This is a genomic window from Schumannella sp. GW821-FHT10F01 (assembly GCF_058809295.1).
On sequence record NZ_JBXASM010000009.1, the window covers coordinates 133,217 to 155,128 of the forward strand.

The 21,912-nt window shown below is 73.2% G+C and carries 20 protein-coding genes and 1 tRNA gene; 10 read left to right on the top strand and 11 right to left on the bottom strand.

Features of this window, described 5'->3' with window-relative positions:
• The first annotated feature begins 24 nt into the window (after positions 1 to 24).
• From AC1RSJ_RS11880 to AC1RSJ_RS11910, 7 genes are all read left to right on the top strand, one after another.
• Complete coding sequence (locus AC1RSJ_RS11880; RefSeq protein ID WP_493118595.1) at positions 25 to 1,305, top strand: GAF domain-containing protein; 1,281 nt, start codon at positions 25 to 27, stop codon at positions 1,303 to 1,305.
• 128 nt (positions 1,306 to 1,433) lie between these two features.
• Positions 1,434 to 2,957, top strand: a complete 1,524-nt coding sequence (exaC, locus tag AC1RSJ_RS11885; RefSeq protein ID WP_493118596.1) for an acetaldehyde dehydrogenase ExaC — start codon at positions 1,434 to 1,436, stop codon at positions 2,955 to 2,957.
• 184 nt (positions 2,958 to 3,141) lie between these two features.
• On the top strand, positions 3,142 to 3,552 hold the full coding sequence (locus AC1RSJ_RS11890; protein WP_493118597.1) for a DUF779 domain-containing protein: 411 nt from the start codon (positions 3,142 to 3,144) through the stop codon (positions 3,550 to 3,552).
• Between the two features lie 111 nt (positions 3,553 to 3,663).
• Positions 3,664 to 5,124 carry an SDR family oxidoreductase gene (locus AC1RSJ_RS11895; RefSeq protein WP_493118598.1) on the top strand — a complete coding sequence of 487 codons (1,461 nt, stop codon included), beginning with the start codon at positions 3,664 to 3,666 and terminating at the stop codon, positions 5,122 to 5,124.
• 54 nt (positions 5,125 to 5,178) lie between these two features.
• Positions 5,179 to 6,855 carry a bifunctional 3'-5' exonuclease/DNA polymerase gene (locus tag AC1RSJ_RS11900; RefSeq protein ID WP_493118599.1) on the top strand — a complete coding sequence of 559 codons (1,677 nt, stop codon included), beginning with the start codon at positions 5,179 to 5,181 and terminating at the stop codon, positions 6,853 to 6,855.
• A 104-nt stretch (positions 6,856 to 6,959) separates the two neighbouring features.
• Positions 6,960 to 7,496 carry a DUF3145 domain-containing protein gene (locus AC1RSJ_RS11905; RefSeq protein WP_493118600.1) on the top strand — a complete coding sequence of 179 codons (537 nt, stop codon included), beginning with the start codon at positions 6,960 to 6,962 and terminating at the stop codon, positions 7,494 to 7,496.
• Positions 7,497 to 7,737: 241 nt separating this feature from the next.
• Complete coding sequence (locus AC1RSJ_RS11910) at positions 7,738 to 8,157, top strand: SRPBCC family protein (RefSeq protein ID WP_493118601.1); 420 nt, start codon at positions 7,738 to 7,740, stop codon at positions 8,155 to 8,157.
• Between the two features lie 24 nt (positions 8,158 to 8,181).
• Here the strand turns inward: AC1RSJ_RS11910 and AC1RSJ_RS11915 are convergent, their stop codons facing one another.
• The 7 genes from AC1RSJ_RS11915 to aceE all read right to left on the bottom strand — a co-directional run bounded on the left by AC1RSJ_RS11915 (position 8,182) and on the right by aceE (position 17,152).
• Positions 8,182 to 9,417, bottom strand: coding sequence for a beta-ketoacyl-[acyl-carrier-protein] synthase family protein (locus tag AC1RSJ_RS11915; RefSeq protein ID WP_493118602.1), 1,236 nt, complete (start codon positions 9,415 to 9,417; stop codon positions 8,182 to 8,184).
• Positions 9,418 to 9,517: 100 nt separating this feature from the next.
• Complete coding sequence (locus AC1RSJ_RS11920; protein WP_493118603.1) at positions 9,518 to 9,766, bottom strand: acyl carrier protein; 249 nt, start codon at positions 9,764 to 9,766, stop codon at positions 9,518 to 9,520.
• A gap of 52 nt (positions 9,767 to 9,818) precedes the next feature.
• Entirely contained in the window at positions 9,819 to 10,817 is a 999-nt protein-coding gene (locus tag AC1RSJ_RS11925; RefSeq protein ID WP_493118604.1) for a beta-ketoacyl-ACP synthase III, read from the bottom strand.
• Positions 10,814 to 11,737, bottom strand: a complete 924-nt coding sequence (locus AC1RSJ_RS11930; protein WP_493118605.1) for an ACP S-malonyltransferase — start codon at positions 11,735 to 11,737, stop codon at positions 10,814 to 10,816. The genes AC1RSJ_RS11925 and AC1RSJ_RS11930 overlap by 4 nt, the downstream gene beginning before the upstream one ends.
• A gap of 95 nt (positions 11,738 to 11,832) precedes the next feature.
• Positions 11,833 to 13,035 carry a glycosyl hydrolase family 18 protein gene (locus AC1RSJ_RS11935; protein ID WP_493118606.1) on the bottom strand — a complete coding sequence of 401 codons (1,203 nt, stop codon included), beginning with the start codon at positions 13,033 to 13,035 and terminating at the stop codon, positions 11,833 to 11,835.
• Between the two features lie 211 nt (positions 13,036 to 13,246).
• The gene (locus AC1RSJ_RS11940; protein WP_493118607.1) at positions 13,247 to 14,425 is read right to left on the bottom strand and encodes a PucR family transcriptional regulator; all 1,179 of its coding nucleotides are present in this window, start codon (positions 14,423 to 14,425) and stop codon (positions 13,247 to 13,249) included.
• Positions 14,426 to 17,152 (bottom strand): pyruvate dehydrogenase (acetyl-transferring), homodimeric type, encoded by a 2,727-nt coding sequence (gene aceE, locus AC1RSJ_RS11945; protein ID WP_493118608.1) that lies wholly within the window; start codon positions 17,150 to 17,152, stop codon positions 14,426 to 14,428.
• A gap of 254 nt (positions 17,153 to 17,406) precedes the next feature.
• On the opposite strand from aceE, the gene AC1RSJ_RS11950 reads away from it, so the two are divergent.
• Positions 17,407 to 17,883 carry a peroxiredoxin gene (locus AC1RSJ_RS11950; protein WP_493118609.1) on the top strand — a complete coding sequence of 159 codons (477 nt, stop codon included), beginning with the start codon at positions 17,407 to 17,409 and terminating at the stop codon, positions 17,881 to 17,883.
• Positions 17,884 to 17,905: 22 nt separating this feature from the next.
• Here the strand turns inward: AC1RSJ_RS11950 and AC1RSJ_RS11955 are convergent, their stop codons facing one another.
• The 4 genes from AC1RSJ_RS11955 to AC1RSJ_RS11970 are packed head-to-tail and all read right to left on the bottom strand — an operon-like array spanning position 17,906 to position 20,684.
• The gene (locus tag AC1RSJ_RS11955; RefSeq protein WP_493118610.1) at positions 17,906 to 18,613 is read right to left on the bottom strand and encodes a hypothetical protein; all 708 of its coding nucleotides are present in this window, start codon (positions 18,611 to 18,613) and stop codon (positions 17,906 to 17,908) included.
• A 45-nt stretch (positions 18,614 to 18,658) separates the two neighbouring features.
• Positions 18,659 to 19,306, bottom strand: coding sequence for a WXG100 family type VII secretion target (locus AC1RSJ_RS11960; RefSeq protein ID WP_493118611.1), 648 nt, complete (start codon positions 19,304 to 19,306; stop codon positions 18,659 to 18,661).
• Positions 19,303 to 20,337: a putative T7SS-secreted protein gene (locus tag AC1RSJ_RS11965; protein WP_493118612.1), complete on the bottom strand. Its 1,035-nt coding sequence runs from the start codon at positions 20,335 to 20,337 to the stop codon at positions 19,303 to 19,305. Before AC1RSJ_RS11965 ends, AC1RSJ_RS11960 begins: the two co-directional genes overlap by 4 nt.
• Positions 20,334 to 20,684, bottom strand: a complete 351-nt coding sequence (locus AC1RSJ_RS11970; protein WP_493118613.1) for a hypothetical protein — start codon at positions 20,682 to 20,684, stop codon at positions 20,334 to 20,336. Before AC1RSJ_RS11970 ends, AC1RSJ_RS11965 begins: the two co-directional genes overlap by 4 nt.
• 204 nt (positions 20,685 to 20,888) lie before the next feature.
• Here AC1RSJ_RS11970 and AC1RSJ_RS11975 point away from each other — a divergent pair.
• Both AC1RSJ_RS11975 and AC1RSJ_RS11980 read left to right on the top strand, forming a co-directional pair.
• Positions 20,889 to 20,961: transfer RNA gene (locus AC1RSJ_RS11975), tRNA-Val, on the top strand.
• Between the two features lie 46 nt (positions 20,962 to 21,007).
• On the top strand, positions 21,008 to 21,907 hold the full coding sequence (locus tag AC1RSJ_RS11980; RefSeq protein ID WP_493118614.1) for a DMT family transporter: 900 nt from the start codon (positions 21,008 to 21,010) through the stop codon (positions 21,905 to 21,907).
• The last annotated feature ends 5 nt before the right edge of the window (positions 21,908 to 21,912 follow it).

Sequence of the window (21,912 nt, forward strand, 5' to 3'; positions counted from 1 at the left end):
ACTTCGGACGAGGTCGATCGGAGCATGATGGACAGTCCGTGGGCCGCGGCGCCGCCCGAGCTGCGCCGCCAGACCCGGCTCGCACACGATGCGGTCATCGGCGAGCGCGCCGACGCGGACGGCGTCCGCCGGCTGGTCGCGGAGTCGTGGCGCCGCTCGCTCGACCTCGCGCTCGATCCGGACGGCGCCCTCTCGGCGCTCGACCTGGCCGAGGACGACCTGCGCGAGTACCGCGACGCGCATCCGATGAACCTCGTGCTGCCCACGATCCACCGGCTCCTCATCCGCCACACATTCGACGCCGGCCTCATCGTGGCCGTCGGCGATCAGGCGGGCAGGCTGCTCTGGATCGACGGGGACCGGGCGCTCCGCCGCCGCGCCGAGTCGATGCTGTTCGTCGAGGGCGCCGACTGGTCGGAGCGCCGCGTCGGCACGAGCGCACCCGGCACCGCGCTCGCGCTCGACCACGGCATCCAGATCGCGGGGCCCGAGCACTTCAACCGCATCGTGCACCCGTGGAGCTGCACGGCCGTGCCGGTGCACGACCCGGCCACCGGCGCGGTGCTCGGCGTCATCGACATCACGGGCGGCGAGGACGCGGTGGCGCCGGCCACGCTGCCGCTCATGGAGGCCGCGGTCGCCGCGGTCGAGGCCGAGCTGCGCATCCGGCGATTGGACGACGCGGTCGCCCCGGTGCGCCGGTCGCGCCCGGTCGAGGTGCGTCCTGTGCTGTCGGTGCTCGGCCGCGACGGCGGCGTGCTCGAGCACGGGCTCGCCCGCGACGAGCTCGGGCTGCGGCACGCGGAGATCCTGACCCTGCTGGCCTGGCACCGCGGCGGGCTCGCCGCCGAGCGCCTGGCCGAGCTGCTCTACGGTCGCGACGACGCCGGCGTGACGCTGCGGGCCGAGATGGTGCGGCTGCGCCGCTCCCTGCCCGAGCGGCTCGCGCCCCTGTCGAAGCCGTACCGGCTGCCGGTGCCGCTCGAGCTCGACGTGCACCGGGTGCTCGGCTTCCTCGAGCGCGGCGCCCACAAGGTCGCGCTCGGCGCGTACGCCGGGCCGCTGCTGCCGCGGTCGTCGGCGCCCGGGATCGTGGCGCTCCGCGAAGAGCTGCGGCAGAGCCTCCGCGGCGCGCTGCTCGCGGACGCCGCCGTCGACACGCTGCTCGACTACGCGCGCACCGACGAGGCCGCCTACGACCTCGAGGTCTGGATGGCGGTGCTGAAGCTGCTGCCGGCGCGATCGCCCAAGCGCGCCGCCGTCGTGTCGCGCATCGAGCGCATCGAGGTCGAGCTCGCCCGCTGACGACGCCCCGGGTCGCCGCCGGGGCCGCGTGCAACAGCGCGCAACTCCCGTGCAACCTCCGCGCGCCTACTGTCGGCAGTGCCGGGTCACCCAGCCGGCACCCGACGACGATGTCACCAAGGAGCACCATGCCCGTCTACGCAGCCCCGGGGACCCCGGGCGCCAAGGTCGATTTCAAGCCCCGCTACGAGCACTGGATCGGCGGCCAGTGGGCCGCCCCGAAGCTCGGCCAGTACTTCGAGGACATCTCCCCGGTCAACGGCAAGCCCTTCACGGAGGTCGCCCGCGGCACCGCCGAGGACATCGAGGCCGCGCTCGACGCGGCCGAGAAGGCCGCGCCGGCCTGGGGCCGCACGTCCGCGGCGCAGCGCGCCGAGGTGCTGAACCGCATCGCCGACGTCATCGACGCGAACCTCGAGCTGCTCGCGGTCGCGGAGACCTGGGACAACGGCAAGTCCATCCGCGAGCCCCTCAATGCCGACCTGCCGCTCGCCGCCGACCACTTCCGCTACTTCGCCAGCCTGATCCGCGCGCAGGAGGACAGCTTCACCCAGCTCGACGGGGACACGGTCGCCTACCACTTCCGAGAGCCGCTCGGCGTGGTCGGCCAGATCATCCCGTGGAACTTCCCGATCCTCATGGCGACCTGGAAGCTGGCGCCCGCGCTGGCGGCCGGCAACGCCGTCGTGCTGAAGCCGGCAGAGCAGACGCCGGTCTCGATCCTCGTGCTCGTCGAGCTCATCGGCGACATCCTGCCGGCCGGCGTGCTCAACATCGTCAACGGCTTCGGCGCCGAGGCGGGCAAGCCGCTCGCGTCGAGCAAGCGGATCCGGAAGATCGCGTTCACGGGCGAGACGACCACCGGCCGCCTCATCCTGCAGTACGCGTCGGCGAACATCATCCCGGCGACGCTGGAGCTCGGCGGCAAGAGCCCGAACATCTTCTTCGAGGACGTGCTCGACAAGCGGGACTCGTTCCTCGACAAGGCGCTCGAGGGGTTCACGCTGTTCGCATTCAACCAGGGCGAGGTCTGCACCTGCCCGAGCCGCGCGCTCATCCAGAAGTCGATCTACGACGAGTTCATCGACCTCGGCATCCAGCGCACGAAGCAGGCGGTGCAGGGCAACCCGCTCGACACCGACACGCAGGTCGGCGCGCAGGCCTCGAACGACCAGCTGGAGAAGATCCTCAGCTACATCGACATCGGCGTGAAGGAGGGCGCGAAGCTGGCCGTCGGCGGCGGTCGCGCGGATCTCGGGGGCGACCTCAGCGGCGGCTACTACGTGGAGCCGACCATCTTCGAGGGGAACAACTCGATGCGGCTGTTCCAGGAGGAGATCTTCGGGCCGGTCGTCGCGGTGACGAGCTTCGAGGACTACGCGGAGGCGATGCTGCTCGCGAACGACACCCTGTACGGCCTCGGCGCGGGCGTCTGGAGCCGCAACGGCAACACGGCGTACCGGGCGGGTCGCGACATCCAGGCGGGCCGCGTGTGGGTGAACAACTACCACGCGTACCCGGCCGGGGCGGCGTTCGGCGGCTACAAGTCCTCGGGTATCGGCCGAGAGAACAACGCCCTCGCGCTCGACCACTACCAGCAGACGAAGAACCTGCTCGTGAGCTACTCCGAGCAGCCGCTCGGGTTCTTCTGATCGACGGCGCCCGCCGGTCAGGATCAGGCGGCGGGCGCTCCCACCCCGGTGGGCGGGGATGCCTGGCCCGTCCACCGGAGCACCATCCCTCGCGGGGCGGCGGATTCGGGTGCCGCCCCGCGAGGCCGGGTGCGGCTCCGGGCAGGTCCCAGCGAGGCGGGTTCCCACGAGGAGAGGAGATGCGATGACCATCGAGGCGACGGTGACGCGGCCGGGGGAGACCCGCTCGCGGGTGGCCCTCACGGACGAGTCCCTCGAGCTGCTGCGGCGGCTCTGGCAGAAGCACGGGCCGCTGATGTTCCACCAGTCCGGGGGATGCTGCGACGGCAGCTCGCCGATGTGCTTCCCGGCCGACGAGTTCCTCACCTCCGACGCCGACGTTCAGCTCGGTCTGTTCGACATCGCGGAGGCCGGCTCGCCGACTCAGCCACTCGCGTTCTGGATGTCGGCGGAGCAGTTCGAGTACTGGAGCCACACGCACCTCACCGTCGACGTGGTGCCGGGTCGCGGATCCGGGTTCTCGGTCGAGGCGCCCGAGGGCGTGCGGTTCCTCATCCGCTCGGATCTCATGGAGGAGGCGCTGCCCTTCGCCTGAGCGAGGACCGGCTCGCCGGCCGGCTCCACGATCTCGGCGGGGCGGGCCGGCGCCTGGGCATCCCCTCCACCTCCCTCGGGCCCTCCGCCCCGCGGACCTAGCGTTGGCGGTGTGAGGATCCTCGTCACCGGAGCGACCGGCTACGTCGGCGGACGGCTCGCGCCACGGCTCGCGGCGGCCGGGCACGACGTCCGCGTCATCGTGCGGGACGCCCGTCGCCTCCAGGACGTGCCCTGGGCGGGCGACGTCGACATCATCGAGGGCGACCTCGGATCGCCGGAGGATGTGCGCGCGGCCGTCGCCGACCGCGAGGCCGTCTTCTACCTCGTGCACTCGCTGTCGGCCGACCCGTCGTTCGAGGAGGGCGAGCGCCGGATGGCCCAGACCCTCGCCGACGCGGCGCGCGACGCCGGCGTGCGCCGCATCGTCTACCTCGGCGGCCTGCACCCCGAGGGCGACCTGTCGCCGCACCTGCGCTCCCGCGCCGCGGTCGGCGAGATCCTGCTCCGCTCCGGAGTGCCGACCGCCGCGCTCCAGGCCGGCGTCGTCATCGGGTCCGGCTCGGCGTCGTTCGAGATGATCCGACACCTCACGGACGTGCTGCCGTACATGCCGGCGCCGCGCTGGGTGCGCAACCGCGTGCAGCCGATCGCCGTGCGCGACGTGCTGCACTACCTCATCGGCTGTCTCGACCTGCCCGCGGACGTGAACCGCACGTTCGACATCGGCGGGCCCGACGTCTTCCGCTACGGCCAGCTCATGAACGGGTACGCGCTCGAGGCCGGACTCCGGCAGCGGCCCATCGCGACGCTGCCGGTGCTCACGCCCTGGCTCGCCTCCCAGTGGGTCAACCTGGTGACGCCCATCCCTCGCTCGCTCGCGGTGCCGATCATCTCCTCGCTGCAGCACGACGCCGTGGTGCGCGAGCAGGACATCCGCGAGTACGTGGCGGATCCGGCCGGCGGACTCACCGGCTACCGCGCCGCGGTCCGGCTCGCCCTGCAGCGCATGCGCGACGGCGAGGTCGAGACGAGCTGGCAGGACGACCCGGTGCTCGGCGCGCCGAGCGATCCCCTGCCGAGCGACCCGGACTGGTCGGGCCACACCGTGCTGACCGACCTGCGCGAGCGCGACTCGACGGCGCCGCCCGAGCGGCTCTGGCGCATCGTCGAGGGCATCGGCGGCGACGCGGGCTGGTACTCGTTCCCGCTCGCCTGGTCGGTGCGCGGCTGGATGGACAAGCTCGTCGGCGGCGTCGGGCTGCGCCGCGGACGTCGAGACCCGCGGCGGCTCGTGCACGGCGACGCGGTCGACTGGTGGCGCGTCGAGCGGATCGACCGTGGACGGCTGCTCGTGCTCCGGGCCGAGATGCGCGTACCGGGCCGGGCCTGGCTCGAGCTCGGCGTGGAGCCTGCCCCGGGCGGGTCGCGCTACCGGCAGCGGGCCGTGTTCTTCCCCGCCGGCCTGGCCGGGCGCCTGTACTGGCTCGTCATCCTGCCGTTCCACGGCGTGATCTTCTCGGGCATGGCCCGCCGGATCGCGGCCGCGGCGGAGTCCTCCGGCGACACCTGAGCGACGCCCCGCGCCGCGTCGCCGACTGACAGCGGCCCGCGGGAGACTGGTCCCGTGCACATCGTCCTGTCCTCCGGCGGCGCCGGCTGGACCGCGACCGTGCTCGACGAGGCCGGGCGCGAGACCGCGTCGCGGCAGCTGGCCGTCGCCGACCTGCCGGACTGGGTCGCCGGGCGAGAGGTGCACGATCGCCCGCGCTGGGTCTGGGCGGACACCGCCGTCGCCTACCCGGTGCTGCTCGCCTCGGGCGTCCGCGTGGAGCGCTGCGTCGACCTGCGGCTGTGCCGCCGCATCCTCCGATCGGCCGTGGCGGCCGCCGGCACCGACCTGGCGCAGCGGGAGCGCGACGGCTGGGACGCCCCGCCGACGCCACTCCGTCCCGCACCGGTGCCGGCCTCCGACGCCCTGTTCGAGGTGGAGGAGCCGGTCGTCGCGACGGGCGACCTCGATCCGGTGGCGGAGCTCCGGCGCCAGCAGGCCGCGGTCTCGGCGAGCCGGGAGCCCGGGCAGCTCGCGCTGCTCCTCGCGGCCGAGAGCGCCGGCGCCCTGGTCGCAGCCGAGATGTCGCACGCGGGGCTGCCCTGGCGTGCCGACCGCCACGACGAGATCCTGGCCGGCCTGCTCGGTCCCCGTCCGGCGTCCGGGCGGCCGCCCCTGCTCGAGGCGAAGGCCGATGAGGTTCGGGCGGCGCTCGACGCACCCGACCTCGACCCGGACTCGCCTCAGGCCCTGCTGCGCGCCCTGCAGGCCGCCGGCCTCGCCGCGACGAGCACCCGAGCCTGGGAGCTCAAGGAGCTCGACCATCCCGTCGTGCCGCCGCTGCTCGAGTACAAGAAGCTGGCGCGGCTGCACACCGCCAACGGCTGGAACTGGCTGGACGAGTGGGTGCGCGGCGGCCGGTTCCGCCCCGTCTACGTGGTCGGCGGCGTCGTCACGGGACGCTGGGCGTCGGACGGCGGGGGAGCGCTGCAGCTGCCGCAGCAGGTGCGCGGCGCCGTGATCGCCGATCCGGGCTGGAAGCTCGTCGTGGCCGACGCCGCCCAGCTCGAGCCGCGCGTGCTCGCTGCGATGTCCGGTGACCGGGCCATGGCGCGGGCCGGTGAGGCGCACGACATGTACGAGGGCATCGTGAGCTCCGGCGCGGTCGCCGACCGGTCCGAGGCGAAATACGGCATGCTCGGGGCGATCTACGGCGGCACCAGCGGCGTCAGCGGCCGGGTGCTGCCGCGGATCCGGCGCGCGTTCCCGAGCGCGATGGGCCTCGTCGAGGCGGCGGCGCGCGACGGGGAGGCGGGGCGCCGGGTGCGCACCTGGCTCGGCCGCACCTCGCCGGCGGCCGCGGACGCGGGCTGGGACGAGACGCTGTCCGAGGCGCAGCAGCGGCGCCGGCAGGCCGACCTGCGCGGCTGGGGCCGCTTCACGCGCAACTTCATCGTGCAGGGCACGGCGGCCGAGTGGGCGCTGTGCTGGATGGGCGCCCTGCGCGCCCGGCTCTGGTCGATGGGGGAGGGCGCCGAGGGCGCGGCGCGCGCGCCGTTCGCCCGTCGTCCGCACCTCGCGTTCTTCCTGCACGACGAGCTGGTCGTGCACGCGCCGGCCGAGCTCGCCGACGCGGTGGCCGAGGCGCTGCGTGCGACCGCCGGGGAGGCGGGGCGGATGCTGTTCCCGTCGACGACCGTGGAGTTCGCCATCACCGTGGCGGTCGTCGACAGCTACGACCAGGCGAAGTGATCCCGGGCGCGACACGTCCAGACGACTCGCGGAATCACACGCTTGTGATTCCCGGGTGCGCTCTGGCATGATCGGCCTTGCACCACATGCATCCGATCAGGTCGATGGGGAAGTCGCACCTGACGATCGGAGAGAATGTGGCTGCGAACAACACGCGCGGGGTGATCTACATCCATTCCGCGCCGAGAGCGCTGTGCCCCCACGTGGAGTGGGCGGCCGGGCGTGCCATCGGGCACGCCGTCAGCTTCGACTGGCGGCCGCAGCCCGTGCTCAAGGGCGCCCAGCGCGCCGAGTTCTTCTGGCAGGGCCCCCGCGGGCTCGGCGCGGCCATCGCGTCGTCGCTGCGCGGCTGGGAGCACCTGCGCTTCGAGGTCACCGAAGATGCCGGGCTCGGCACCGACGGTGGACGCTGGATGCACACGCCCGGTCTCGGCATCCACTTCGCCCAGACCGACACGGCCGGCAACGTGGTCATCCCGGAGGACCGCATCCGCGCGGCCCTCGAGGAAGCGGGAGCGAACGCGATCGAGCTGCACCGCGAGCTCCGCGTCGCCCTCGGCCAGTCCTGGGACGACGAGCTGGAGCCGTTCCGCCACGCGTCCGACGACAGCCCGGTCACCTGGCTGCACGCGGTGGGCTGAGCCGTGACCACGATCATCCGCCTGCTCCGTCGTCGGCGGCCCGCGCACCCGTGGCTCCTGCGCCGCGCCGTTCGCAACGCCGAGTTCGGCCCCCTCGCCTGACCGACCCCCTCACCCCGGACCCGGCATCCCCCAGTGCCGGCGTCCCCGGCCCCGCCGGCCTTCCCCAGGCCGGCGGGGCCTTCTCCTGCTCGGCGCCACCCGGTTGACTCCGCCGGCCGAACGGGGGACCCTGGCCCGCATGAGCGAGCTCGCGATCGTCCGCCGCCTCGACGCCGCCCCGGCGACGGTCTGGCGGGCGCTGACGGAGGCCGAGCAGCTCGCATCCTGGTACTGGCCGCCGAGCTGGCCCGTGTCGGCGCGGTTCGAGGCCCGGCCGGGCGGTGCCTGGCGGATCGCATCGACGGCGCCGGCCCTCGCGGCAGGCGGGGAGGTCCTCGCGCTCGACGCGGGACGCTCCGTGCGGCTCAGCTGGCGCTGGGACGGGGAGGACGCCTCCACCGAGGTGGTCATCGCCGTCGACGAGGAGTCCGACGGCGGCACGCTGCTGACGGTGCGCCACGGCGGGTTCGCCGACGAGGCGACGCGACAGGACCACATCGCGGGCTGGGACAGCTGCCTCGACCGCCTGCCGGACCATCTGGCCCGGCAGGGCGGCTGAGGCGTCGCGCGGGGAGCCGCCCGGTCAGACCGAGCGGAACGCGGCGACGGCGTTGTGGCCGCCGAAGCCGAACGAGTTCGAGATCGCGAGGTGCGGACCGTCCGCCAGCGGCGTCGGCTCCGCGGAGATCCGCAGGGGGATCTCCGGGTCCTGCTCGCTCGTGTTGATCGTCGGCGGGGCCAGCCGGTGCTGCAGCGCGAGGATCGTGAAGATGGCCTCGAGCGCACCGGTGCCGCCGAGCAGATGGCCGGTGGCGCCCTTGGTGGCCGAGACCGGGATCTCGTGCACCCGGTCGCCGAACGACGAGCGCAGCGAGACGTACTCGGCGATGTCGCCCACCGGCGTGCTCGTGGCGTGCGCGTTGATGTGGGTCACGTCGTCGGGCACCGCGCCGGCCGCCTCGAGGGCGAGCGCGATGGCGCGCGAGGCTCCACGGCCCTCCGGGTCGTTCGCGGTGATGTGGTACGAGTCGGCGGTCACGCCGCCGCCCGCGAGCTCCGCGTAGATGCGGGCGCCGCGGGCCTTCGCGTGCTCCTCGGTCTCGAGCACGAGGCTCGCCGCACCCTCGCCCATGACGAAGCCGTCGCGGTCGACGCTGTAGGGACGAGAGGCGGTGGCGGGATCGTCGTTGCGCTTCGAGAGCGCCTGCATCGAGGCGAAGGACGCCATCGTGATGCCGTGGATCGCGGACTCGGAGCCGCCGGCGATGACGACGTCGGCGAGCCCGGACTGGAGGTGCTCGTACGCGTTCACGAGCGACTCGGTGCTCGACGCGCAGGCGGAGGCGACGGTGCGGGCGAACGCGCGCGCCTCGAAGTGCATGGAGACCGCAGCGGATGCCGCATTCGGCATGAGCATCGGGACGGTCATCGGGAGGACGCGGCGCGGGCCCTTGGCCTTGAGCGTGTCCCAGGCGTCGAGCAGCGTCCAGAGGCCGCCGATGCCGGTCGCGAAGTCGACGCCGAGCCGCTCGGGCTCGACCTCCGGGGCGCCGGCGTCGGCCCACGCCTCCTTCGCGGAGATGAGGGCGAACTGGGCCACCGGGTCGAGGCGCTTCACGACGACGCGCTCGAGCACCTCCTCGGGGCGCACCTTCGCCTCGGCGGCGAAACGGACGGGGAGCTCCAGCTCCGTCACCCAGTCGTGCTCGAGGGTGCGGGCGCCGGACTCGCCGGCCAGCAGCGCGTCCCAGGTGTCCTGGACGGTTCCGCCGATGGGCGAGGAGGCTCCGATGCCGGTGACGACGATCTTCTTGCTCATGCTGCCTCTCCGTGGGATCCGGCGGGGTCGCCGGGGAAGGTCCGGCGGGTCGCCGGGGGTGGGACGGGGGCCGGATGGGCCCCCGTCCCGGCCGCGCAGGTCAGGCCTGGGCGTTGGTGATGTAGGTGACGGCGTCGCCGACGGTCTTGAGGTTCTTGACCTCTTCGTCGGGGATCTTCACGTCGAACTTCTCCTCGGCGTTGACCACGATGGTCATCATCGAGATCGAGTCGATGTCGAGGTCGTCGGTGAACGACTTGTCCAGCTGCACGGTGTCCGTGGCGATGCCGGTCTCGTCGTTGATCAGTTCAGCCAGACCGGCGAGAACCTCGTCGTTGGACAGGGCCATGGTGCTTCTCCTCGTATTCGGATGGTCGGTGATCGAGCTTAGTCAGGCCCGATCAGGGCAGTCGGACGACCTGCGCGCCGAAGACCAGACCGGCGCCGAAGCCGATCTGGAGGCTGAGGCCGCCCGAGAGCTCCGGGTGCTCCTGGAGCAGCCGGTGCGTCGCCAGGGGGATGGAGGCGGCCGACGTGTTGCCGGTCGTCGCGATGTCGCGGCCGATCCGCACGTGCTCCGGCAGCTTCAGCTCCTTGGCGAGCTGGTCGATGATGCGCATGTTGGCCTGGTGGGGCACGAAGGCGGCGAGGTCGTCGGCCGTGATGCCGGCGGCGTCGAGCGCCTGCTGCGCGACCTTGGCCATCTCCCAGACGGCCCAGCGGAAGACGGTCTGCCCGTCCTGCCGCATGGTCGGCCACTCGACCTCGCCGTCGCGGTACTGCTGCGTGGTGCCGGTCATCCAGATCGACGACCAGTGCGAGCCGTCGGAGCCCCAGACGGTCGGGCCGATGGCCGGCTCGTCGCTGGGGCCGACGACGGCGGCGCCGGCGCCGTCCGCGAGCAGGAAGGAGATCGAGCGGTCGGTCGGGTCGACGAGGTCGCTGAGCTTCTCGCCGCCGATCACGAGCACGTACTCCGCGAGGCCGGCGCGGATGAGCGCGTCGGCCTGCGCGATGCCGTAGGTGAACCCGGCGCAGGCGGCGTTCATGTCGTAGGCGGGCACGGTGCCGGCGCCGAGGCGCTCGGCGACGATCGTCGAGACCGACGGCGTCGCCACGTTGTTGCTGATGGTCGACATGATGAGCCCGCCGACCTGCGAGGGCTCGATGCCGGCGGCGCGGATCGCCTCGGCGCCCGCCTCGACCGCGAGCTCGACCACGCCGACGTCCTTCGAGGCCCGGCGGCGCTCGATGATGCCGGTGCGCTGGCGGATCCACTCGTCGCTCGAGTCGATCGGGCCCACGAGGTCGTCGTTCGTCACCGTCAGGTCGCCGCGCGCGGCGCCGTAGCCGAGGATGCGGGTGTGCTTCGGCCCCTCGGCCTGCTTCAGCGCGGTCATGCTGCTCCATCCAGGAGGTCGTGGGCGGCCGCGAGGTCGTCCGGGGTCTTCACGGCCACCGCGGGCACGCCCTTGAGGCCGCGCTTCGCGAGCCCCACGAGGGCGCCGGCGGGCGCCAACTCGATGATGCCGGTGACGCCCGCCGCGGCGAACGACTCCATGGTGAGGTCCCAGCGGACGGGCGAGGCGACCTGCCCGACGAGCAGGTCGACGAACGCGGCGCCGGACTCCACGACGGTGCCGTCGCGGTTCGTCCAGATCGTGGTCGTGGGGTCGGCGACCGGCAGCCCGGCCGCGACTGCGCGGAGCGTCTCGACGGCGCTGCCCATGAACCGGGTGTGGAACGCGCCGGCCACCTGCAGCGGGATCACACGCGCGCCGGCGGGCGGATCGGCCTTGAGCGCCTCGAGGGCGGGCAGCTCGCCGGCGACGACGATCTGGCCGCCGCCGTTGAAGTTCGCCGGCTGGAGGCCGAGCGCGTCGAGGCGGGCGAGCAGCTCGTCCTGGTCGGCTCCGATGACGGCGCTCATGCCGGTGGCGGCCTCGGCCGCCGCGGCGGCCATGGCGCGACCGCGGGCGCCGACGAGGGTCATGGCATCCGACTCGGTCAGGATGCCGGCTGCGGCGGCCGCGGCGACCTCGCCGACGGAGTGGCCGGCGACGCCCGCGATCCGGTCGCGGCGCCCGCCGTCGAGCACGGCGCCGAGCGCGAGGATGCTGGCCGCGACGATGAGCGGCTGGGCGACGGCGGTGTCGCGGATGGTGTCCGCATCGCTCTCGGTGCCGTGGGCGCGCAGGTCGACCCGGGCGGCGTCGGCGAGGGCGTCGAGGTGGTCGGCGAAGCGGGGCTCCGCCAGCCAGGGGGAGAGGAATCCGGGGGTCTGCGATCCCTGTCCGGGAGCGACGATCACGACGGTCACCCGTCCATCCTGCCGTCTCCCGGAGGCCGCGGCGCAACCCGATGCACCAAAGACCCCCGGATTCCCTGTCGTGTGTCTACAGCCGACGGCCCCGGTCAGCAGGCGCCGAGGCGCTCCCACACGTCGGCGGATCCGGGCGTCTCGCCCTGCGTCCACCACTTCGCCCGGTAGAGCGAGCCCTGGTAGCCGGCCCGGTTGCCGCCGACGTAGACGGCGCCGGACGACCACGTCGTCACGCCGTCGCAGCTCGCCGGCGGGTCCGTGGGCCCGGTCGGGTCGGTCGGCTCCGAGGTGGGCGTGCCGAGCGATCCGAGATGGCCGCCGACCTGGTCCGCGAACGCGTAGCCGTTGCCGGCGTCCCAGTTGATCGACCACGTCATCGCCCCGCGGATCTCCGGGTAGTGCGCCGCGGGCGTGTAGCTGCCGCAGTTCGTGCCCGCCGCGAGGCAGTCGAGGGCGGCGTTGACGACCGAGGGCGCGACGTAGCCGCTCCCGGCCGCCTGCGGGGTCGCCGGCACGCCGACGCCCACCTGGTCGGCCCGCAGGTGCCCGTCGAGCAGGATGTCGGCCAGCGCCGTGATGAAGTCGACCGAACCCGAGCTGTACGCCTTGCCGTCGCGGCCGAGCATGCTGCCCGAGTTGTAGTACTGCGTGTTGACGACCGTGATCAGGTCCTTCACGTTGTCGATCAGCTGCAGGTACGACCCGCCCGGCTGCACGTAGATGGTCTCGGGCGCCATCGTCAGCACGAACGAGGAGCCGGCGCGGCCCGCGAGGTCGCGGAGCGCCGAGGTCATGTTCGCCAGGTTCGGCGCGTTCTCGAGGTCGATGTCGACCCCGTCGAACCCGTACTGCTGCATGAGGCCCCAGGCGCTGTCGGCGAAGGCGGTCGCGGCGGCGCCGTCCGGCAGCGAGATCGCGCCGTTCTGACCGCCGATCGACAGCACGACCTTCCGGCCCTGGCCGTGCAGCGTCGCGATGTCGGCGCTGAAGTCGGCCGTGCTGTAGCCGCCGAGCTTCGAGGAGACGGCCGGATCGAGCGTGAACCCGATCGCGCCGGGGGTGGCAGTGGCATCCGCGAACGCGACGGCGACGATGCCGTAGGCGTCCGGCACGTGCGACAGGCGCATGACGGGGGCGCCGTTGTCGAAGTCGTGCCAGTAGCCGGTGAGGGTGTGGGCGCGGACATCGGCCGCGCGGGCGGGGCTCGCCGCGACGGTCGCGGCGGTGATGCCGCAGACCAGGGCGAGGGCGAGCGCCAGGGCGATCGCGAGCGGACGGGGGAGACGGTGGGTCATGGACGTGCACCTTCCGAGTTTGTAAGGACTGTTTACATATCGGGTGGTGCGAGCCTACTCCGTAAGCGTTTCCGGCGGGGCCGAGGTGCATCAATGCGCAGCATTGGTGCGAGTGCCGCGCAACGTCCGGGCGCATTCGGGACATTCCGGCGCACTCGGCGCACGAATCCGGCGTCCGACCGCGTCGGTGCTCGACCGGCCGCGACCGTCCTCAGGCGGACGGCTTGCGGTTGCCCTCGGCGATCGAGCCCACGATGAGCGCGGACTGGAGGATGAGCGCCTCGCGCGCGCCGGTGGCGTCCCAGCCGATCAGCTCGCTGATCCGCTTGAGGCGGTACCGCACCGTGTTCGGGTGCACGAACAGCTCGCGGGCCGTCGCCTCGAGCGACCGGCCGTTGTCGAGGTAGCACCAGAGTGTGGTGAGCAGCTCCTTCGAGTGCGCCTGCAGCGGCTTGTAGATGCGGGTCACGAGCGCGGACCGCGCCAGCGGGTCGCCCGCGAACGCGCGCTCGGGCAGGAGGTCGTCGGCGGCGACCGGACGCGGCGCGTTCCGCCACGATCCGGCGACCGCGAACCCGGCGAGGGCCGAGCGGGCGCTCTTCGACGCGTCGAGCAGGTCCGGCACCTCGTGCCCGAGCACCAGCTGCCCGGCGCCGAAGCCCTCCTCGAGCCGCTGCGCGATCTCGACGAACGGCATGGGGGTCGGCGGCTCCTCGTCGCCGTCGGGAGTGACGCGGCCGATCACGACGACGAGCCGGCTGCCCTGCACCCCGATCAGCACGTCGGAGTCGAGGTGCCGGGCCGTGCGCCGCAGCTGGTCGACGTCGAGCATCCGCGGGGCCGTGCCGACGAGCACGCTGACCGCGCCGTGCCCGTTCCAGCCGAGGGCCGCGACGCGGCTCGGCAGCTCGCTGTCGTACTCGCCGGTGAGGATCGAGTCGACGACGAGCGCCTCGAGCCGCGCGTCCCAGAGGCCGCGGGCCTCCGCGGCGCGGGCGTACACGTCGGCGGAGGCGAACGCGATCTCTCGCGAGTACAGCAGGATGCCCTCGCGGAGGTCGTCGTCGTCGCCGACGCGGTCCTCCACCACCGCCACCGTGATGCGGATGAGCTGCAGCGTCTGCTGCAGGCTCACCGACCGCAGCAGCTCGCGCGGCGCCGCCCCGAACACGTCCGCCGCGATCCACGGCGTCGAGCTCGGGTCCTCGTACCACGAGATGAACGAGGTGATGCCGGCCTGGGCGACGAGCCCCACCGCGCTGCGCCGCCGGGGCGGCATGTCGCGGTACCAGGGGAGCTCGTCGTCGAGGCGCTTCAGCGTCGCGGTCGCGAGCTCTCCCGAGATCGCGCGCAGCCGGTTCAGGGTCTGCGCCTTCGAGCGCGGTGGCACCTAGCTCTCGCCGCCCGCCGATCCGGAGGTGCCGGCGGACACGTCGAGCAGCCGGTAGCGCTCGATCGCCTGCGCGGCGAGCGACGGATCGACCTGACCGCGGCGCCCGAGCGACTGCAGCGTGCGCACCACGAGCGACGGACCGTCGATCGTGAAGAACCGCCGCGCGGCCGCGCGCGTGTCGCTGAAGCCGAAGCCGTCGGCGCCGAGCGTGGCGTAGTCGCCGGGAACCCAGGGACGGATCTGCTCCTGCACCGCGTGCATGAAGTCGCTCACCGCGATCTTCGGGCCCTCGGCATCCGCCAGCTTCTGCGTCAGGTACGGCACCTGCGGGGCCTCGCCGGGGAACAGCATGTTGTGCCGATCCGCCGCCTGGCCGTCGCGGGCGAGCTCGTTCCAGGACGTGACGCTCCACACGTCGGCGGAGACGTTCCAGTCCTTCTCGAGCAGCTCCTGCGCCTCGAGCGCCCACGGAACGCCGACGCCGGACGCGAGCAGCTGGGCCTTGACGCCCGGGTGGCTGCTGCGGTTCAGCAGATACAGGCCGCGCACGACCCCGTCGACGTCGAGGTCCTCCGGCTCCACCGGCTGCTGCATCGGCTCGTTGTACACCGTGAGGTAGTACATGACGTCCGGATCGGGGTGGGTGCCGCCGTACATCCGCTCGATGCCCGAGCGGACGATGTGGCCGAGCTCGTAGCCGAACGCCGGGTCGTACGCGACGACGGCCGGGTTGGTGGCGGCGAGCAGGTGCGAGTGGCCGTCCGCGTGCTGGAGGCCCTCGCCGGTCAGCGTGGTGCGTCCGGCGGTGGCGCCGATGATGAACCCCCGGGCCATCTGGTCGCCGGCGGCCCACATGGCGTCGCCGGTGCGCTGGAAGCCGAACATCGAGTAGAAGACGTAGACCGGGATGAGCGGCTCGCCGTGGGTGGCGTAGGCGGTGCCGGCCGCGGTGAACGCCGCGAAGGCGCCGGCCTCGTTGATGCCGACGTGCACGATCTGGCCCTGCGGGCTCTCCTTGTAGGCGAGCAGCAGCTCCCGGTCGACGCTCGTGTAGTGCTGGCCCTTCGGGTTGTAGATCTTCGCCGTCGGGAAGTAGGCGTCCATGCCGAAGGTGCGCGCCTCGTCCGGGATGATCGGCACGAGCCGACGGCCGAACTCCGGCACCCGCAGCAGGTCCTTGAGCAGGCGGGCGAACGCCATCGTGGTGGCGACCTCCTGCTTGCCGGAGCCCTTCTTCACGATCTCGTAGGCCTTGTCGTCGGGCAGCGGGATCTGCGTGTACTTCGAGCGGCGCTCGGGCACGTAGCCGCCGAGCGCGCGGCGGCGCTCCTGCAGGTACTGGATCTCCTCCGCGTCCTCACCGGGGTGGTAGTACGGCGGCAGGTAGGGGTTCTCCTCGAGCTGCGCGTCGGTGATCGGCACGCGCATCGCGTCGCGGAACGACTTGAGGTCGTCGAGCGTGAGCTTCTTCATCTGGTGGGTCGCGTTGCGGCCCTCGAAGTGCGGGCCGAGGCCGTAGCCCTTGATCGTCTTCGCGAGGATGACGGTCGGCCGGCCCTCGTGCTCGACGGCGGCCTTGAACGCGGCGTACACCTTGCGGTAGTCGTGGCCGCCGCGCTTGAGGTTCCAGACCTGGTCGTCGCTGTAGTCCTTGACCAGCTCGAGCGCGCGCGGGTCGCGGCCGAAGAAGTTCTCGCGCACGTAGGCGCCGTTCTCGGTCTTGTACGTCTGGTAGTCGCCGTCCGGCGTCGCGTTCATGAGGTTCACGAGCGCGCCGTCGGTGTCGCGGGCGAGCAGCTCGTCCCACTCGCGGCCCCAGACGACCTTGATGACGTTCCAGCCGGCACCGCGGAAGAAGCTCTCGAGCTCCTGGATGATCTTGCCGTTGCCGCGCACCGGGCCGTCGAGGCGCTGCAGGTTGCAGTTCACGACGAAGGTGAGGTTGTCGAGGCCCTCGTTGGCGGCCCACTGGAGGGCGCCGCGGCTCTCGACCTCGTCCATCTCGCCGTCGCCGAGGAAGGCCCACACGCGGCTGTCGGACTTGTCGGCGATGCCGCGGTTGGTGAGGTACTTGTTCGACTGCGCCTGGTAGATCGCGTTGATCGGCCCGAGGCCCATCGACACGGTCGGGAACTGCCAGAACTGCGGCATGAGGCGCGGGTGCGGGTACGACGACAGGCCGTCGGGCGCGTGCGACTTCTCCTGGCGGAAGCCGTCGAGCTGGTCGGTGCCGAGGCGGCCCTCGAGGTAGGCGCGGGCGTACATGCCGGGGGAGGCGTGGCCCTGGTAGAAGATCTGGTCGCCGCCGCCCGCGTCGTCGTGGCCGCGGAAGAACCAGTTGTGGCCCGTCTCGTAGAGCGCGGCGGAGGACGCGTAGGTGGAGATGTGGCCGCCGACGGCGATGCCGGGACGCTGCGCGCGGTGCACCGTGATGGCCGCGTTCCAGCGGATCCAGCGGCGGAAGCGGCGCTCGATCTCCTCGTCGCCCGGGAACGCCGGCTCGTTCTCCGGCGCGATGGTGTTGATGTAGTCCGTCGTGGGGACCATCGGGACGTTGAGCTGCAGCTCGCGCGAGCGCTTGAGCAGGCTCATCATCACCTCGCGGGCCCGGCCGCGGCCGTTGGCCGCGACGAGGGCGTCGAGGGAGTCGCGCCACTCGGAGGTCTCCTCCGGGTCGTGGTCCACGTCGCCAGCCGAGTAGGGGTCCTGATCGTTGACCGTCACCCTTGACCTTCACTTTCCTCGCTCTAGTGACCGGGTGGCCACGCGGTTCGGGTGGCGCGCCGGTCCGGGTCGCGGAGCGGGCGCATGCCGCGTCCACTCTAGTTCGCACCGCCGTCCGCTCGCGGCACGCGCCCGCGACCGCGGCCTCCGCATCCGCGGGGAGTGCTCCGGCACGACGCGGCGCCGAGGCGTATGATCGCGCACTGTGCCCGCGCGAGTCTGCGGGCCGGAACCCCGGAAGGACCGCACCCTCGATGGCTCTGGAGAACGACACCCAGGCACCCGATTTCGAGCTCCCGAACCAGTACGGCGAGCACGTGCGGCTGAGCGACTTCCGCGGCGTGAAGCCGGTGGCGCTCGTCTTCTTCCCGCTGGCGTTCTCCAGCACCTGCACGGGCGAGCTGTGCACGCTGCGCGACAACCTGTCGCTCTTCAAGACCCACGGCGTCGAGCTGCTCGGCATCTCCGTCGACTCGAAGGCCACGCTGCGGGCCTGGGCCCAGCAGGAGGGCTACGACTTCACGCTGCTCGCGGACTTCTGGCCGCACGGCGACGTCGCCAAGGAGTACGGCGTGTTCCTCGAGCAGAAGGGCTTCGCGAACCGCGCGACCTTCGTGATCGACGCGAAGGGCATCATCCGCTCGTCGTTCATCACCGCGCCCGGCGAGGCCCGCTCCATCGCGGAGTACCGCGCGGCGCTCGACGAGGTGCTCCCCGTCTCGGCAGCCTGATCAGCCGAGCTCGGCAGCCTGATCAGCCGAGCAGGCTGACGCCGCGGGAGATCACGAGCGCGAGCAGCACGAACGAGGCGAACGCCTCGACGAGCATGATGAGCTTCGCGCGGTGCGTGAGCGGCATCACGTCCGTCGGGCTGAACGCCATCGCCGTCGACGCCGAGAAGTAGAGGTAGTCGAGGTAGGCCGGCATCCAGTCCGCCCGCTTCGACGACTTGCTCGCCACCTCGGCGACGGTGTCGTCGTCCTCGTCCTGGGGGAACCGGAAGTCGGCGGGCGGCAGCTCGTCGCGCGGATCCCGTCGCCGCGCCACCGGACCGCCGCGGTCGATCTCCCAGTAGACGAGCGAGTACGCGACGACGTTGACGAACCAGACCTGCAGCGAGGCGAGGAGCAGCTCGGGGCCGTCGCCGCGTGTGGCGAGCACGAGCTCGATCACGAGCTGCACGAGCGCGAGCTGGTTCGCGGCGAGCAGCAGCAGCCCGAGCCCGATGGACAGGCCGCGCGACCAGCGGTACTCGGCGTCGAGCCGCTTCGGGTTGAGCACCACGAGCACCACGAGCATCGCCGCGCCGATGCCGACCACGGTGTAGCGGACGGCCGGGTTGAAGCCGGGCAGCAGGGCGTACACCGCGAGGGCGGCGATCACCGCGACGACGATCGACCACCGCCGCTCCGCCGCCACCCGGAAGCCGCTGCCGCGCGGGGTCCCGCTGATCTTCGCCACAGCGGTCAGGCTAGGCGGACGCGGCGACGCCCCGGCCCTCGCCCATCAGCTCCACAGGTCGCGGATGCGCGTCTCGGTCTGCACGAGGGAGTCCTCCACCTCGGTCGCGAGGTGCGCGCTGTCCTTGAGGATGCGGTGCAGGGCGTCGAGGCGCTTCGACCAGTCCCGGTGGGCGGTGCGGAAGGCCGCGTCGGCCTCGCCGCTCCAGGATCCGCGGAGGCCCTTCGCGGTGTCCGTGAGCCGGTCGAGCTCCTTCTCGATGCCCTCCGCGGCGCTCTTCAGGCGCGCCGACAGCGCGGCGATGCCGCCCGTGTCGAAGCTGATCGGCGCCGTGGCCGCGGTCGCGAGGTCGGCGACCGTGCCGCCGGCGGCTGTGGTGACGGTGACAGCGGTCGCCACGACCGTCCCGGTCGCCGCCGCGACCGTCCCCGTCACGGCGCCGACGAGGCCGACGGCCGGCGCGGAGGCCGTGCTCGACGTGCCGGTGACCTCGGGCAGCGGAGTCGAATCGGCGATCGGAGCCGGGGCAGGCGGCGCGGCGGCCGACGGCACCGGGACGGGCGGCAGCAGCGCGGCGGTCGGTTCGGCGTCGGTCGTCCCGACGATGACGCCGTCGGGATCGACCATGACGCGCATGCCGTCGGCCAGCTCGACGATGCGCCAGGTGCCGCCGGACTCGGCGTCGACCATCATCGGCGCTCCTCCTCGGCGTCGTCGGCGTCGCCCGCCGCGTCCTGATCGAGGCCCATCACATAGGTCGTGGCGCTCGTGGGCTGCAGCCGGCTGCCACGCCGGCCCGCGGCCGCGCCGCCCTCGCCGCCGGCTGTCATCCCGGCCGTGCGGGGCGGGACGGCGCCCATCATGCCGCCGCCGGAGGAGCCCGTGGCACCGGTCAGCCCGGTGAGTCCCGCGAGGCGCGCGCCGGCCACGACGCCGGCTCCCGCGATCACGGTGCCGCCGGCGATCGCGGCGACACCGAGCAGGCCGAGTCCGTCGCCGCCGCCGCCGGAGCCGCCGGTCAGCCCCTTCGCCGCGCGCAGCTGCGCGGCCCGGAGCGCCGCGGCCGCGGCCTCCTGGTCGGGGTCCGTCGGCTCGGTGGATGCGGGCGTCACCGCACCGCCCGTCGGGGTGCTGACCGTGTCGCCGGGCCGCGGCTTGAGCAGGGTGCCGGCGGCGGCGGCCGCCTGCGGCCAGTCCATGCTGCCGTCGAGGTGGGCGGAGGTGCGGTCGCCCGCCTCCTGCACGGCCGCCTCCGCGTCCGCGAGCCGCTGCTGGGCCGCGGCCCGATCGGCGGCGCCCGGGTCGGTGAACACGGGCTCGATGACGACGGCGCGGCCGGACGGGAGGCCCGGCTGTGCGGCCGCCGCGGCGCGATCGCGCTGCCACGTCGAGCGGGCGTCCGCGCTGCGCTGGTCGGCGGTGCAGCTGAGCTCGGCGGCCGCCTCCGCCTCGCGCCGCGCCCACGCGAGCACCGCCGCGAACGCGCTGAGCTGCGCGGAGCCGTCCTCGAGCGCGGCGGCGGCGGCCTGCCACTGCGCGACCAGGCTGGAGACCTTCGCCGTGAACGACTCGGCGGATCCGCCGCTCCAGATGCCCTCCGGGCTGACGGTGCGGAGCTCCTCGGCGGCGGCGGCGATCTTGGCCGACGCCCGGTGCCACTCGTCCGCGAGGTGCTGCACCTGGTCGGGATCGCCCGGGATGCGGTCTGCGCCCTCCCCGCTCACTCGCCGCCCCCGTCGTCGCCGTCGGTCGTGGCGCCCGCGGAGCCGTCCGGCTTCGCGTCGCCGCGCTGCTCGGTGCGCGTCACGGCGTCGTGGCCGCTGCGGTCCGCCTCGTCGTAGAGGTCGGCCGTCTCGTCGAGCCGTGCGCCGGTCGACCTCGTCGTGCCCGTGAGGCCGTCGACCGTCTCGGCCGAGCCGCCGTGGAATCTCGAGGCCGATCCGGCCAGCGCCGCATGCCCGAACGCGAGTGCGTCGGGCGCGACGCCCTCGGGACTCAGCGCCTCGGCCAGGATCGCGTCGACTTTGCGGGCGAGCCGGCGGATGCCATCGGGATCGGCGGCGGCCTTCATCGGCGGCCTCCGTGTCGGAGGGTGCGCACCCAGCGGTCGCCGGGCGCGACGGGTCCCGGGCGGTGCGTGCGGAGGAGGGTGGTGGTCACGTCGGGGAGGGGCCGATCGACTCGCGGGTGGTGAGCGGCGCCGTCCCCCGGACGGGGGTGGGAAGCGCCACGAGTTATTATCGCGTTGTCGTTGCCCTGGCGCAACGATCGGATCGGGCTCTTAGCTCAGCTGGGAGAGCGCCTCGCTTACACCGAGGATGTCGGGGGTTCGAGTCCCTCAGGGCCCACCGCCGGCGGGTCCGGCGACGCCCCGGCGTCTGCCACGCTGGTGCCATGACGGCGGGACGCGGGCGGGGCATCCTCGCGCTCGTGCTCGCCTCGGTGCTGTGGGGCACGACCGGCACCGCGGCCGCCTTCCTGCCGGACGCCGTGTCGCCGCTCGCGATCGGCGCGGCGACGATGGGCGTCGGCGGCGTCCTGCTCGCGGTAACGGCGCCGCGTCGGACGCTCGGCGTCCTCCGGCGTCGCGGCGTGCTGCCCGCCCTGCTCGCCGGCGCCGTCGGGGTGGTGGTCTATCCACTCTCCTTCTACACCGGCATGGACCTCGCCGGCGTGGCCATCGGCAACGTCGTCGCGCTCGGCTCGGCCCCCGCATTCGCGGCGCTCATGGAGACGGTGCTCGATCGCCGCCCGCCGGGACGCACCTGGGCGGCCTCCACCGCCCTCGCGGTCGCGGGCATCGTGCTGCTGGCGATCGGCGGGGGAGCGGATGCCGGGCCCGCCGTGCCCGCGGGGGTGCTGTGCGGACTGCTGGCCGGCGTCGCCTACGCCCTCTACACGGTCGCGTCCGGGCGGATGATCGCGGGCGGTGCCGACTCCCGCGGCGTCATGGGCGCCATGTTCGGGCTCGGCGCCCTGCCGCTGCTGGTCGTGCTCGCGGTGCTCGGCGGACCGCTTCTCGGCTCGGGGACGTCGATCGGCATCGCCGCGTACCTGGCGCTCGGGCCGATGGCGCTGGCCTACGTGCTGTTCGGGATCGGCCTGCGCACGGTGCGCGCGAGCACCGCGACGACCATCACCCTGCTCGAGCCGGTGGTGGCCACCGTGCTCGCCGTGACGGTGCTGCACGAGCGGCTCGGCGCGATCGGCTGGGCCGGAGCGGCGCTCGTGCTCGCCGCCCTCGGAATCGTGGTCGCGGCCAGTCGCTCGGGGGCGACGCGGCCACGGCCCTAGAATCC